This is a genomic window from Neorhizobium galegae (assembly GCF_017877055.1).
GTDB lineage: Bacteria > Pseudomonadota > Alphaproteobacteria > Rhizobiales > Rhizobiaceae > Neorhizobium > Neorhizobium galegae_D.
This window is the reverse complement of sequence record NZ_JAGIPG010000002.1, coordinates 984,295-997,356: the sequence shown is the minus strand read 5'-3', so window position 1 is coordinate 997,356 and position 13,062 is coordinate 984,295. Positions and strand designations below refer to the sequence as shown.

The window sequence follows — 13,062 nt, the reverse complement described above, 5'->3', positions numbered from 1 at the left end:
ATTCAGCAAGACTTAACTGGTCCGGGGTAGGGTCGCCCTCACCGAAGTAACGTGGGCGTGATCGCGGTGGGGAATACCAGGGAGAGGTTTCAGGCGCTTTGGCGCCGGGATGTCAAACGCCGGCTTGTCGCCGGTGGCCTCGACATGGCCGCGGCACTCGCCCGTGCCGGGATGATGCCCAATGCGCGCGGCCACGGCGCCATCTTCACGCTCCATCACGTGCGGCCGAAACAGAGCCGGCCGCTGCAGCCGAGCGGCCATCTGGAAGTGACGCCGGATTTCCTCGGCGAAGCGATCGAACGGCTTTCAGCCGAAGGCTACGAGTTTATCCCCTTGAGCGCCGTGCCGGCACGGCTTGCCGCGCCGACCAAGCAGCCGTTCGCGGCCTTCACACTCGATGACGGCTACCGCAACAATGCCGAATACGCGCTGCCCGTATTTGCCCGCCACGGCGTGCCCTTCACGATATTCGTGACCCGCGGGTTTGCCGAACGAAGCCATTCGCTGTGGTGGGAGACGGTCGCCGAACTTCTCGGCCGCGAACGGGAAGTGACGTTCGATTTCGGCGGCGGCCCTGAAGTGCTCGACCTTACCTCCGAGGCGAGAAAATTCGATGCCTTCGACCGCTTCTCAAGCTATGTCCTGGAAGTAGAGGAGTCGACTGCGGTCTCGCGGATCGATGCCCTGGCGAGAAAGCACGACGTCGATCCGCTGAAGATCACCGCCGACCTCACCATGAATGCCGAGGAACTCCGCTCGGTCGCCGCCCATCCGCTGGCTTCGCTCGGTGCCCATACGACGAGCCACAGGGCCGTCGCCCGGCTTTCTGCGGAAGACGCCCGCGCGGAGATGAAGCAGTCGGCCGACTGGATCGAGGCGCTGACCGGCGATCGGCCGGACACGATCGCCTATCCCTATGGCAGCCGCGCCGCAGTCTCCGAGCGCGACTACGGCATCGCCAGGGAGCTCGGCTTTTCGGTTGCGGTGACGACGCAGCCCGGCACGCTCTGCGCCAAATACGTGAGCAGGCTCACCGGCCTGCCGCGTATCTCGCTCAACGGTTATTACCAGCAGCCGCGCTACGTCTCAGCGCTCGCCTCAGGCATCCCGTTTGCAATCGGGCGGTGAGAGCCGCCCTCCCCTTTACGGATACATCCGCACCTTTTCCCACGGACCGTCGGCGACGGAGCGGCGGAATTCGATGCGGTCGTGGAGGCGGAACTGGCGGTCGTGCCAGAACTCGATCGATACCGGCTTGATGCGGAAACCGGACCAGTAGGGGGGGCGCGGAATGTCGCCGATCGCGTAGCGGGCGGTGTATTCGGCCACCGATTTTTCGAGCGCGAAGCGGGTTTCGAGCGGCCGGGACTGTTTCGACGCCCAGGCGCCGATGCGGCTGCCGCGGGCGCGCGAGGCGTAGTAGGCGTCCGCCTCCGCGTCGCTCACCACCTCTACCTCGCCGCGCAGGCGAACCTGCCGGCGCAGCGATTTCCAGTGGAAACACATGGCCGCCTTTTTCTGGCCGAGGATCTCGCGGCCCTTCTGGCTTTCGAAATTGGTATAGAAGACAAACCCGTTCTCGTCATACCCCTTCAACAGGACCATGCGAACGTTCGGCATGCCGTTCTCATCGACGGTCGCAACCGCTACGGCATTCGGATCGTTGGGTTCGGAGCTCTCGGCATCCTTCAGCCAGGAACCGAAAAGCGCGAAAGGCTCGTTCTCGGCGGTGAAGTCACCAGTTGTTAACCCGCTCTCAGACATATTGACTAAAATACTCCCAATCTCATGAAAAATGCCCGAGTTTTTCAGTCGGACAGGACGCACGGTGGTAGTGATAGCAAAGTCGAAGAGCCGCACAAAGAGGTCGTTTCTCCTCGGCAGACGGGCGGGAGCCCTCTGCCTTGCAGGGCTTTCTCTTGCCGGTTGTACCAGCAGCCTCGATCTCTTCGGAAGTTCCCCAAAAGTCGACCGCTCGATCGCGACCGGCACCGTGCCTGGCGCGCCTCAGCATACTGGTGCGGCACTTTCCGATGAAGCGACGGTGCGCAACGCTGTCTCCTCGGCCGACCTTGCCAAAGTCGGCACGGCCTCGGTCCCCTGGGCCAATACGGCAACCGGCAGCGCCGGCGTCGTCTCCCAGATCCACGAGGCCCGCAACGGCGAGCAGATCTGCCGCGCCTTCACGACCACGCGACATTCCTACGAGGGTATCGCCATGTTCTCCGGGCAGACCTGCCTGACCAATAGCGGGGACTGGATGCTGACGGCCTTCGACCGCCAGTAGTCGTGGTCCGGCCTTCCCCCAAAAACTCGCGCGCTGCAAAATCCGTTTCAGGCGGTTCCGCGAAAACCGCCGGAAACCATTCGTTTACCTTAACGACTACGACTGGCGGCCGCGTAACTACTGATTCACAAGTCCTAACATAGGCTCGCTGGATGTAAGCAGCAGTCTGCCCGGAACATGAGGAACCGGCCGATGGCTGTCGGAGTTGTGACGAGTATCGGGGGTCCAAGGATCAAGCGGGGGCCTGCCGTTTCAAGTAACCGGTGGTCCCACAATGCGTGATCCCTATTCTCTTCTTGGCGTGAAGCGCAATGCCGAGCCCGACGAAATCAAGGCAGCCTGGCGCGCCAAGGCCAAGACCGTTCATCCCGACCAAAACCAGGACGATCCGTCTGCGACGAGCCGTTTCGCAGAGATCGGCCAGGCCTACGAGGTCCTGAAGGACCCTGAGCGCCGCAAGCGATACGACAAGGCCGCCGAGATGCACCAGACCATCATGCAGCAGCGCAATGCCGCCCGCGAAGCGGCCGAACGTGCCAAGGTCGCCAAGGCCAACGCCGAAAAGGTCATGGAAGAACTCGCCAAGGCCAATGCGCAGAACGCCAAGTCGCAGGCGCAGGCTCGCGGCCAATCGCAATCGCAGGCTCAGCCCCAGAATCAGTCCGGCCCGGCAGGCGAAACGCCTGAAGACATGATCGAGCGCATCTTCGGCGCTGCGGCAGCCGAACAGGCAAAATCTCACCCGACCGGCTCGTCGCAGGCAAATGGTGAATCGGCCGAAGCGGCCAAGACTGAGGCATCCGGCGGCGAAAGACCTCCCCTGCCCGCCCTTGCCATCGACCTCATCGCATCCATCGTGCGCCGCTTCCGCGGCACGACGCCGACGCCGGAAAAGGCTCCGGATATCTCCGTCGAGGCCACGGTGACCGTCGAGGACCTCCTGAAACTCAACACGATCACCCTGAAAATGGCCGACGACCGCGACGTGCGCTTCGCCTTGGAAAAGGGCATGACAGATGGCCATGTGGCACGGCTGAAGGGCCAGGGCCTCAAGCTCACCGGCATGAAATCCGGCGACCTTCTGGCCTCGATCAAGGTTGCCCGCGACAGCCGTTTCCGCGTCGAAGGTTTCGACCTCCACACGACCTTGTCGATCTCGCTCGAAGATGCCGTGCTTGGCGGCGATGCCTCGGTCGAGACGCCGGAAGGCAACCGCAACATCAGCATTCCGGCATGGTCCGGTTCCGACCAGACGGTCCGGCTGAACGGCCTTGGCCTCCATGACGATGCGGGCGGTCGCGGCGATCTGGTGGTCGAACTGCGCGTCGTCCTGTGGGAAAAGCCGAACGAAAAGGTCACCGATCTGATGAGGCACATGCGCCACGGGCTGTATGTCTGAAGGCGGCCCCGAGTATGACAGTTTTGCGTCGGTATTCACCGCTGCGCACCCTTTGTTACGGCCACTAACACGAGATGATCCAAGTCTGCTTGAACCCTAGAGCTGCCTATGTCATAGGCAGCGTTCATCTAAGGTATCAGGGGACTATGTATGGTTCAGGCTTCCGGCCTCATGGCAGGCAAACGCGGTCTCATCATGGGCGTTGCCAACAACCGTTCGATCGCGTGGGGCATTGCCAAGGCTATCCACCAGCATGGGGGGGAAGTCGCGTTCACCTACCAGGGCGATGCACTCAAGAAGCGCGTTGAGCCGCTCGCCGCCGAACTTGGCGCCTACATGGCCGGCCATTGCGACGTCGGCGACGAATCGACCATCGACGAAGTCTTCGCCAATCTCGAAAAGCACTGGGGCAAGATCGACTTCCTGGTGCATGCGATCGGTTTTTCCGACAAGGACGAGCTGACAGGCCGTTACGTCGATACCTCGGCGGACAATTTCGCCAAGACGATGCAGATCTCGGTCTATTCCTTTACGTCCGTCGCAAGGCGGGCGGAAAAGCTGATGACCGATGGCGGCTCGATGCTGACCCTCACCTATTATGGTGCCGAAAAGGTCATGCCGAACTACAACGTCATGGGCGTCGCAAAGGCTGCGCTCGAAGCCAGCGTCAAATATCTCGCCGTCGATCTGGGTCCGAAGAACATCCGCGTCAACGCGATCTCGGCCGGGCCGATCAAGACGCTTGCCGCTTCCGGCATCGGCGACTTCCGCTACATCCTCAAGTGGAACGAATACAATGCGCCGCTGCGCCGTACCGTCACCATCGAGGAAGTGGGCGATGTCGGCCTCTACATGCTGTCCGACCTGTCGCGCTCCGTCACCGGCGAAACCCATCACGCCGACAGCGGCTACCATGTCGTCGGCATGAAGGCCGTCGATGCGCCGGACATTTCGGTCATCAAGGACTGATGCTCTTCCAGGGACGTCTGCCGTGCTCATCTACATGATCCGCCACGGGCAGACGGACTGGAATGCCGAGGGCCGGCTCCAGGGCCAGCAGGACATTCCGCTCAATGCGCTCGGCCGTTCCCAGGCAACGCGGAACGGCGAGCGGCTGCGCGAGATGATCGGCGCAGCCGACGGTTTCCGCTTCATCGCCAGCCCCCTGTCGCGTACCCGCGAAACCATGGAACGGCTACGAAGCGCCATGGGCCTCGATCCCCTCGCTTACGAAACCGACGAACGGCTGGTCGAAGTCTCCTTCGGCGACTGGGAAGGCTACACCCTCGATGAAATCAGCCACATTTCTCCGGACCGGCTCACCGCCCGGGCCGAGCAGAAGTGGAGTTTCATCCCGCCGGGGGCGTCTGCCGAGAGCTATGAGATCCTCTGCTGGCGGATCGGCGCATGGCTGCAATCCCTCGACGGCCCGACCGTCTGCGTCAGCCATGGCGGGGTGATCCGCTCGCTCTTCCGGCTGATCGGAAACCTCGACGAAGACGAGGCGGCCACCGTTCCGACCCCGCAGGACCGCATCCTTGAGGTCGATACCCGCAACAACCGGATCGAATGGCTCTGACGGGACTGAAACGGCGCAGCAGATATTCTAAATTATACTTCGCTAATTCCGCAATATTACTGAACGATCTGGAGATCGTCGACGACGCGGTTGCCATCGACAACCGTGTAGAAGACGAGCACTTTGACGCCGGCCTTCAAGCCCTCGAAATTGAACTCCTCGGGCACCTTGTAGGTCTTTCCATCGTCGAGCGTGAAGTTGAGCGCCTTCGCGTCGACGGCCTTGATCGTGGCTTCGACGTCGGCACTTTGCGCCCAACTGTTGAGGGGCGAAAAGACGCTGGCCGTGGCAAGCAGAGCAGCAATCAGGATGCGCATGGTCGGAAGCCTCGATGAGGTCGGTAATGTCTCGTTTCGACGCACAGATAGCCTCCTGATTGTGGCGAAAATCGCCCGGCACCATGACATTTTCCGTATAAGTAATCAGCTGATAGTTAACGCTTTTCCAAGACGCGGAGGCCGCGTGGCGATCAAACCGGTCACGTCCGCAAACCATTCAAAGTATTCGTACAATAAATCGCGCCAAAGTTTGTAGGGTATGGTGAAAGCGTAAATTAACCCCCGCCCCATAGGCTGTTCGATCATGCCACAGAGGTTAATGAGAAGGTTTGCGCTCGTGAAATTCTGGCCGTCGTCCGGTTCCAAATCACTGCGCCTCGCGCGCAGCACCAAGGCCCCGACGGCAATCGCATTCGTCATCGCCTTTACGGTAATATTGATCGGCGTGATCGTCGACCAACGTTATAGCGAAGGCTTTCGCAGCGAACTTCGAACGACGACGGAAAAAGTTGCCGGCCTGTTGGCGCGGCGCCTCATTGCACGCGTGGAGACCGACACCGCTGCCGCTGCCCATCTGGTTCACGCCCTGAGGGAAGACGCGGAGGGCTCAACGGCTGAGTTCAAGCACTACGTTGACAAGGAACTTGGCGAGGGAACCCATTTTTCCGCCGTCGCGGTCGCGCCCAATTTTGAGTTTGCCCAGTTGATCACGCGCGACGGCATTGCCGGTGGTACGCCAGGCAAGGTCGGCGAGATTGATATCCCGCGCCTTGCAAACGACCTGAAATCCGTTAGCGGCCGCAACCGTGTATCACTGCTGAGCGGCAGCCAGGAGGAACACCTGACCTTGGTCGTGCCGGTGCCGAAGGAAGAGGACGGCACCGACCTCTGGGGCGCCATCGCCGTGCTGATCGACAAGCAGGGCCTGATGGAGGCGTCCGGCGTCACCTTCTCCCCCGCGACAGCGACGAAACCGAACCTGATCAATCTCGAGTGGCTGAACGTCGTTTTACGGGACGTGGACAGGCCGGAATATTTCGCCTTCTTCGGCAATGACTCCATCGAGGACCAGTCTCCAATGAAATGGACGGTGCCTGTCGGCGGCGCCAACTGGACGCTCCTCGCCGCTCCTCGTTCCGGCTGGGACATCGTGCCACCCAGTCAGCTCGGGATCCGCCTCGCCATCGTGATTGCCGCACTCGCGGTGATCGTGCCGATCTTCATCGCCACCTCGCTGATCTCGGAGCGCAACCGCAATATCGATGCATTGAAAGCGCGTGAACTCAATCTCATCGAGCTGTCACAACGCTTCAACCTTGCCATGGAAGCCTCCAATATCGGCATCTGGGAGGTGACGGGCAACAGCAACAGTCTGTTCTGGGACAGCCGCGCCGCCGGGCTGCACGACAAGCCCGCGGCCAGCGAAGGCAATCGTCTCTACGACTGGCTGGGATCGATCTATCCGCCCGACCGGACGGCGGCCGAGACACACTTCGTTGACTGCGCCTCCAGCAAAACGCCTTGCACCGAGACCTATCGGGTGCAGTTGCCGGACGGCACGCTGCGATATCTGAGGTCCGCGGGTGCGAACTATCGCAACGCCGACGGCACCCTGCGGACCACCGGCATCGTCTGGGATGTTACCGGCGATGTGGTGATGACGCAGACGCTGCGCAACGCCAAGGAAAATACCGACATCAAGAATGCCGAGCTGGAGCTTGCGCTCGATGAATTGTCGAACCGGGAGCAGGACCTGGAAGAGCTGTCGACCAAGCTCGACCTTGCGCTCGACTCCTATAATTGCGGCATCTGGGAATCGAATCCGGCAACCCGGGTCGATACCTGGGATGCCCGCATGTGCCAGCTGCACGGCATCCCCTTCACCGACGGCTTCGTCCGGGTCGATGACTGGATCGAACTCATCCATCCCGACGACCGGGAGCTCGCCAAACTCAGCTCCTATCATTTCACGGAGAACTTCCGGCCGGATGCGCTGGTCGTGCGCGTGCCCCAGGCGGATGGCTCGATCCGCTACATCCGCTCCGTCGGCAAGATGCATAAGGCGCGCGACGGATCCAAAAAGGTGGTGGGCATCGCCTTCGACGTCACCCAGGACGCTATTCTGACGCGCGAGTTGAAGGCCGCCAAGGACGAGGCTGATGCCAAGAACGCAGAACTCGAACTCGCCAAAAGCCGGATCGAGCATAATTCCCTGCATGACCCGCTGACACTGCTGGCCAACCGCCGCAAGCTGGATATGGAACTCGACCGGCTGTCGCGCTCCAGCCATACCGAGCGCCAGAAGTTCTCGATCTTGCATCTCGATCTCGACCGCTTCAAGCAGATCAACGACACGCTCGGCCATGCGGCGGGCGACGCGATGCTCGTGCACGCCTCGCGCATCCTATCCCGCAACGTCCGCGGCAGCGATATCGTCGCACGTATCGGCGGCGACGAATTCGTGATTCTCGCCACCGGCAATTCCAGCGCCGAAGAGATAGGCCAGCTCGCCCAGCGCATCATCGCGGAATTCCACCAGCCGACCGATTTCGAAGGTTTCGCCTGCCGCTGCGGCGTATCCATCGGCATCGCCCAGGCAAGCGGCATGAATGTCGATGCCCGCCGCACGCTCGTCAACGCCGATATCGCGCTCTACCGGGCGAAAGGCATGGGCCGCAACCGACACGAGTTCTTCACGCAGAACCTGCAGGCCGAGATCGTCAGCCACAAGCGCACCGCCGACGAGGTGCTGGCCGGCATCGACAATGACGAATTCATCACCTTCTACCAGCCGCAGTTCGATGCCCGCACCAACCAGCTGACCGGCGTCGAGGCTCTGATCCGCTGGAACCATCCGCATCACGGAATTCTCGCGCCCGATCGGTTCCTGAAGATCGCCGAAGACCTCAATGTGTCCGCCGCGCTCGACCATATCGTGCTCCAGACGGTGCTGAAGGACAAGATGCGCTGGGCGGCACTCGGCATTCGAGTGCCGAAAGTGTCCGTCAACGTCTCTGCGAAGCGCCTGCATGACGAGACGCTGATCGACACGCTGCAGACGCTGGCGATCACGCCCGGCGAAATCTCGTTCGAGCTGGTGGAATCGATTTTCCTCGACGAGAGCGAAGCATCGGCGGCCGGCAATCTCGAGCGGATCAAGGAGCTCGGCATCGATATCGAGATCGACGATTTCGGCACCGGCCATACCTCGATCGTCAGCCTTCTGAAGCTGAAGCCGAAACGGCTGAAGATCGACCGCCAGCTCGTCATGCCGATCCTGACCTCGCCGCAGGAACGGGCGCTGGTGCGCTCGATCATCGACATCGCCCGTTCGCTCGGCGTGGAAACCGTGGCGGAAGGGGTCGAGACCATGCAGCATGCGAGCCTTTTGCGCGAACTCGGCTGCGATCTCTTGCAGGGTTACGCCTTCGCCCGGCCGCTTTCCTTCAACGATTTCACCCAGGCTGCGCATGCTGGCTGGCGCAAGGCCGCCTAGGGCCGGCATTGTTCACCATTCCGGCGCGACCGTTCCGCCAAGAAAGACTTGTCGCCCGGCAACCTTTTCCATATGACAGCCGCGTCAGTAGTTGGCGGAAGGCCAACTCCGCCACAGCTGGTCTTGTCACGCCATGTCGCACAACACGTTCGGTCATCTTTTCCGCATCACCACCTGGGGTGAAAGTCATGGTCCGGCACTCGGCTGCATCGTCGATGGCTGCCCGCCCGGCATCCGCTTCACGCTTGCGGAAATCCAGGCCTGGATGGACAAGCGCAAGCCCGGCCAGTCGCGGTTCGTGACGCAGCGGCGCGAGGACGACATCGTCAAGGTGCTCTCCGGCGTGATGATGGATGCCGACGGCGAGACGATGATCTCGACCGGCACGCCGATCTCCATGCTGATCGAGAATACCGACCAGCGCTCCAAGGATTACGGCGAGATCGCCCGCCGCTACCGCCCCGGCCACGCGGACTATACCTATGACGTCAAATACGGCATCCGCGACTATCGCGGCGGCGGTCGCTCCTCCGCCCGAGAAACGGCGGCCCGTGTCGCCGCCGGGGCGCTTGCCCGCAAAGTCGTGCCGGGCTTGAACGTCCGCGCCGCGCTGATCCAGATCGGCAAGCATAAAATAGACCGCGCCAACTGGGATTGGGATCAGGTCAGCCAGAACCCGTTCTTCTGCCCGGATGCGGCGATGGTGCCCGTCTGGGAAGACTATCTCGACGGCATCCGCAAGGCCGGCTCCTCGATCGGCGCCGTCGTCGAGGTAATCGCAGAAGGCGTTCCCGCCGGCCTCGGCGCGCCGGTCTATGGCAAACTCGACCAGGATATCGCCGGTCTGCTGATGTCGATCAACGCCGTCAAGGGCGTAGAGATCGGCGACGGCTTCGGCGTCGCGGAGCTTTCCGGCGAGGAAGATGCCGACGAGATGCGCATGGGTAATGACGGCAAGCGCATCTTCCTTTCCAACCATGCAGGCGGCGTTCTCGGCGGCATCTCGACCGGCGAGGCGGTGGTCGCCCGATTTGCGATCAAGCCGACCTCATCCATTCTCACCGAGCAGCGTTCGATCGACGTCGACGGCAACAATGTCGAGGTGCGCACCAAGGGCCGCCACGACCCTTGCGTCGGCATCCGCGCCGTACCGATCGGCGAAGCGATGGTTGCATGCGCGATTGCCGATCATTATCTCCGAGACCGGGCTCAGACTGGCCACAGTCACTCCGGCCGACATCTCTAGGAAACGACATCCATGGCCTATGATCAGAAGCGCGTCGTCGACGCCCTCCGCGCCTTCGAAGCCGGCGAAATCGTCGTCGTCACCGATGACGACGACCGTGAGAACGAAGGCGACCTGATCGTCGCCGCCGTCCACTGCACGCCGGACAAGATGGCCTTCATCGTGCGCCATACGTCCGGCATCGTCTGCGCCCCGATGCCGCGCGAGGAGGCCAAGCGGCTCAACCTCAACGCCATGGTGGCGGAAAACGACAGCGCACACACGACGGCCTTCACCGTCACCGTCGATTTCAAGCACGGCACCACGACCGGCATTTCCGCCGAGGACCGGACGCTTACCGTCCGCAACCTCGCCAATCCGAATGTAGGCCCGAGCGATTTCGTGCGGCCCGGCCATATCTTCCCGCTGATCGCCCGCGAAGGCGGCGTCTTGATGCGCTCCGGCCATACGGAAGCGGCCGTCGACCTCTGCAGGCTCGCCGGCCTTCCGCCGATCGGCGTCATCTGCGAACTGGTCAACGACGACGGCACGGTGACGCGCGGCCAGCAGGTTACCGACTTTGCCGCCAAGCATGGCCTGAAGCAGGTTTCCGTCGCCGACCTGATCGCCTATCGGCAACGCAAGGAAACGCTGATCGAGCTGCAGACGGCGTTCGACGTGGAGACGCCGCACGGCAAGGCGAGAGCACATGCCTATTCGCTGCCCTGGGACCCGATGCAGCACGTGGCCGTGATCTTCGGCGACATCCGTGATGGCGTCGATATTCCGGTCCGCCTGCACCTCGAAAACGTCACCCGCGATGTATTCGGCACGCAGCGCTCGGTCGATCGCTACATGGCGAAGATCGAGGAAGAGGGTCGCGGCGTAATTATCTACCTTCGCGAGGGTTCGGTCGGCGTCGGCCAGAAGGATCATGGCCGCAAGCTGCGCCAGGACCAGGAGGGCCATGCCGAGGCCCAGGCCCGCGAGAGCGAATGGCTGGAAATCGGCCTTGGCGCGCAGATCCTCAAGGACCTTGGCGTCACCTCGATCAAGCTATTGACCCGCAGCGAGCGCCACTATGTCGGCCTCGAAGGTTTCGGCATCAAGATCGCCGAGACGGTGATCTGCTGATCGCCCTCAATCCTTAGGGTTGCAGAAGGTTTCGGACCGTTCCATCGTCGCTCGTTGTCGGGCGGCGATTTTTCGTGTACGGATAATAATTGAAGATCATTTGGGACGAGACGAAACGGCTGGCGAATATCGAGAAGCATAATCTCGATTTCGCTGGTCTTTATTTCGAGTTCTTTCTGACCTCAGCCATTGTGCCTGCAAGAAATGGCCGGATGAAAGCCATCGGGCGCCTGAAAGACGGCGCGGTCGCGGCGATCTTCGTGAAACTCGGCTCGGAAGCGCTTTCTGTCATTTCGATGCGCCCCGCCCGAAAGGATGAGAGGAGGCTTCTCCAATGAACATCAAGGCCCAGAAACAGAAAGAATTCCGCCCTGGCCGTGGTTACACCAAGGAGGACTGGGACGAAGTCTCGGACAATCCTCCCTGGACCGAGGAGGAGCTGAGAAGTGCGCGACCGTTCCGGGAAGTCTTCCCGGAGATCGCGGCGAAAATGGAACAGGCCATCGCTGCCCGTGGTCGCCCGAAGCTTGAGGCGCCCAAGGTAGCTGTAACCCTCAGGCTCGATCCGGATGTGCTCGAAAAATTCAAGGCGTCCGGCAAGGACTGGCGGGCCAAGATGGCCGAGGAACTGCGCAAGGCCGCGGGGCTCTGAGGCGGCCTACCGGCTGGCAGCGAGGATTTCCGCGATGAAGCGGTGAGCCTTGAGCGCGTCCTCGCCAGTGACGCGCAACGGCGCGCCGTTGCGGATCGCATCCACGAAGTTCTCCATCAAAGCGCGATGCATTTCGTGGCCGAAAGCCATCGGATTGGCCCCGGCCCCGCTGCCGGATTTTTCGCCGCCCTCGATAACGCTGGTTCCGTCCATGAAGGCTGCGTTGAGCGTGTCGCCGGTAAAGACGGCAGTGCCTTTGGTACCGAGCAGCTCGATGCGTTCGGGAAGGCCAGGATAGGCGCAGGTGGTGGCGTTCAGGGTGCCTATCGCGCCGTTTTCGTAGGCGAAGGTCGCCGTCACCAGATCCTCGGTTTCCATCGAATGGATCGGGCTGGTGCGGACGAAGGCCGAGACGTCTTTCGGCGTGCCGGCGAAGCTCAGCAGCAGGTCGATCGTGTGGATGCCCTGGGTCAGCAGCACGCCGCCGCCGTCGCGTGCCATCGTGCCTCGGCCCTCGACGTCGTAATAGCTCTGCGGGCGCCAGTTGCGGATCGCGGCGGATGCCTCGATCAGCTGGCCCAGTCGCCCGGATCTGACGATCTCGTCGAGTTTCAGCGCCGCCAAGCGAAAACGGTTCTGCAGCACCATGGCCAGCAGCACGCCCGCTTGCTTCGCGGCGCGGACGATGGCCTCGGAGCGCTCGAAGGAAATATCGAGCGGCTTTTCCAATAGTATATGCTTTTTCGCCGTGGCACATCGCTGGACGAGTTCCAGGTGGCTGCTCGGCGGGGTGAGGATCAGCACCGCCTCGATCGCCTTGTCCGCGAAGATCGCATCGAGATCGCCGGTCACGGGGATCGGGTATTCTGCCGCGAATGCCTCGCGCCGGGCGGCGGTCTGGCTGAAGGCCGCGACGCATTCGATCCGGTCGGAAAGCTCCAGAAGGGCGCGGGCATGGTGCCCCGCCGCCATGCCAAGCCCGATCATCGCCACTTTCAGTTTCGTCATCGTC

General features: G+C 62.0%; 13 protein-coding genes. 10 read left to right on the top strand and 3 right to left on the bottom strand.

From position 1 onward, the window contains the following. The first annotated feature begins 144 nt into the window (after positions 1 to 144). The gene (locus tag J2857_RS15030) at positions 145 to 1,128 is read left to right on the top strand and encodes a polysaccharide deacetylase family protein (RefSeq protein WP_210011690.1); all 984 of its coding nucleotides are present in this window, start codon (positions 145 to 147) and stop codon (positions 1,126 to 1,128) included. Between the two features lie 15 nt (positions 1,129 to 1,143). Here J2857_RS15030 and pdxH read toward each other — a convergent pair whose 3' ends face one another. Then, positions 1,144 to 1,764: a pyridoxamine 5'-phosphate oxidase gene (pdxH, locus tag J2857_RS15025; protein WP_210010916.1), complete on the bottom strand. Its 621-nt coding sequence runs from the start codon at positions 1,762 to 1,764 to the stop codon at positions 1,144 to 1,146. 64 nt (positions 1,765 to 1,828) lie between these two features. Between pdxH and J2857_RS15020 the strand changes: the two genes are divergently transcribed. The 4 genes from J2857_RS15020 to J2857_RS15005 all read left to right on the top strand — a co-directional run bounded on the left by J2857_RS15020 (position 1,829) and on the right by J2857_RS15005 (position 5,265). After that, positions 1,829 to 2,287, top strand: a complete 459-nt coding sequence (locus J2857_RS15020; protein ID WP_210010915.1) for an RT0821/Lpp0805 family surface protein — start codon at positions 1,829 to 1,831, stop codon at positions 2,285 to 2,287. A gap of 274 nt (positions 2,288 to 2,561) precedes the next feature. After that, positions 2,562 to 3,686, top strand: coding sequence for a DnaJ C-terminal domain-containing protein (locus J2857_RS15015; protein WP_210010914.1), 1,125 nt, complete (start codon positions 2,562 to 2,564; stop codon positions 3,684 to 3,686). Positions 3,687 to 3,836: 150 nt separating this feature from the next. Beyond that, complete coding sequence (gene fabI / locus J2857_RS15010) at positions 3,837 to 4,655, top strand: enoyl-ACP reductase FabI (protein WP_038584258.1); 819 nt, start codon at positions 3,837 to 3,839, stop codon at positions 4,653 to 4,655. Between the two features lie 22 nt (positions 4,656 to 4,677). Then, on the top strand, positions 4,678 to 5,265 hold the full coding sequence (locus tag J2857_RS15005) for a histidine phosphatase family protein (protein WP_210010913.1): 588 nt from the start codon (positions 4,678 to 4,680) through the stop codon (positions 5,263 to 5,265). Positions 5,266 to 5,321: 56 nt separating this feature from the next. On the opposite strand, the gene J2857_RS15000 is transcribed toward J2857_RS15005, so the two are convergent. Beyond that, positions 5,322 to 5,582 carry a DUF1344 domain-containing protein gene (locus J2857_RS15000; RefSeq protein ID WP_037084286.1) on the bottom strand — a complete coding sequence of 87 codons (261 nt, stop codon included), beginning with the start codon at positions 5,580 to 5,582 and terminating at the stop codon, positions 5,322 to 5,324. A 298-nt stretch (positions 5,583 to 5,880) separates the two neighbouring features. Here J2857_RS15000 and J2857_RS14995 point away from each other — a divergent pair, with 298 nt between their 5' ends. The 5 genes from J2857_RS14995 (at position 5,881) to J2857_RS14975 (ending at position 12,050) form a co-directional block, all read left to right on the top strand. Next, positions 5,881 to 9,039, top strand: a complete 3,159-nt coding sequence (locus tag J2857_RS14995; protein WP_348635680.1) for a bifunctional diguanylate cyclase/phosphodiesterase — start codon at positions 5,881 to 5,883, stop codon at positions 9,037 to 9,039. A 133-nt stretch (positions 9,040 to 9,172) separates the two neighbouring features. Further along, complete coding sequence (aroC, locus tag J2857_RS14990; protein WP_210010911.1) at positions 9,173 to 10,285, top strand: chorismate synthase; 1,113 nt, start codon at positions 9,173 to 9,175, stop codon at positions 10,283 to 10,285. A gap of 12 nt (positions 10,286 to 10,297) precedes the next feature. After that, positions 10,298 to 11,398 (top strand): 3,4-dihydroxy-2-butanone-4-phosphate synthase, encoded by a 1,101-nt coding sequence (gene ribB / locus J2857_RS14985; RefSeq protein ID WP_210010910.1) that lies wholly within the window; start codon positions 10,298 to 10,300, stop codon positions 11,396 to 11,398. Positions 11,399 to 11,487: 89 nt separating this feature from the next. Continuing rightward, positions 11,488 to 11,736, top strand: a complete 249-nt coding sequence (locus J2857_RS14980; protein WP_210010909.1) for a BrnT family toxin — start codon at positions 11,488 to 11,490, stop codon at positions 11,734 to 11,736. After that, positions 11,733 to 12,050 carry a BrnA antitoxin family protein gene (locus tag J2857_RS14975; protein ID WP_210010908.1) on the top strand — a complete coding sequence of 106 codons (318 nt, stop codon included), beginning with the start codon at positions 11,733 to 11,735 and terminating at the stop codon, positions 12,048 to 12,050. Before J2857_RS14980 ends, J2857_RS14975 begins: the two co-directional genes overlap by 4 nt. Positions 12,051 to 12,056: 6 nt before the next feature. Here J2857_RS14975 and J2857_RS14970 read toward each other — a convergent pair whose 3' ends face one another. Next, positions 12,057 to 13,058, bottom strand: coding sequence for a Gfo/Idh/MocA family protein (locus J2857_RS14970; RefSeq protein WP_210010907.1), 1,002 nt, complete (start codon positions 13,056 to 13,058; stop codon positions 12,057 to 12,059). Between the last annotated feature and the right edge of the window lie 4 nt (positions 13,059 to 13,062).

What these genes read in the sequence shown, in the direction of transcription:
- J2857_RS15030 (WP_210011690.1), top strand. Translation starts at nt 145, where the DNA reads ATGGCCGCGGCACTCGCCCGTGCCGGGATGATGCCCAATGCGCGCGGC.
- pdxH (WP_210010916.1), bottom strand. Translation starts at nt 1,764, where the DNA reads ATGTCTGAGAGCGGGTTAACAACTGGTGACTTCACCGCCGAGAACGAG.
- J2857_RS15015 (WP_210010914.1), top strand. Translation starts at nt 2,562, where the DNA reads ATGCGTGATCCCTATTCTCTTCTTGGCGTGAAGCGCAATGCCGAGCCC.
- fabI (WP_038584258.1), top strand. Translation starts at nt 3,837, where the DNA reads ATGGTTCAGGCTTCCGGCCTCATGGCAGGCAAACGCGGTCTCATCATG.
- J2857_RS15000 (WP_037084286.1), bottom strand. Translation starts at nt 5,582, where the DNA reads ATGCGCATCCTGATTGCTGCTCTGCTTGCCACGGCCAGCGTCTTTTCG.
- aroC (WP_210010911.1), top strand. Translation starts at nt 9,173, where the DNA reads ATGTCGCACAACACGTTCGGTCATCTTTTCCGCATCACCACCTGGGGT.
- ribB (WP_210010910.1), top strand. Translation starts at nt 10,298, where the DNA reads ATGGCCTATGATCAGAAGCGCGTCGTCGACGCCCTCCGCGCCTTCGAA.
- J2857_RS14975 (WP_210010908.1), top strand. Translation starts at nt 11,733, where the DNA reads ATGAACATCAAGGCCCAGAAACAGAAAGAATTCCGCCCTGGCCGTGGT.
- J2857_RS14970 (WP_210010907.1), bottom strand. Translation starts at nt 13,058, where the DNA reads ATGACGAAACTGAAAGTGGCGATGATCGGGCTTGGCATGGCGGCGGGG.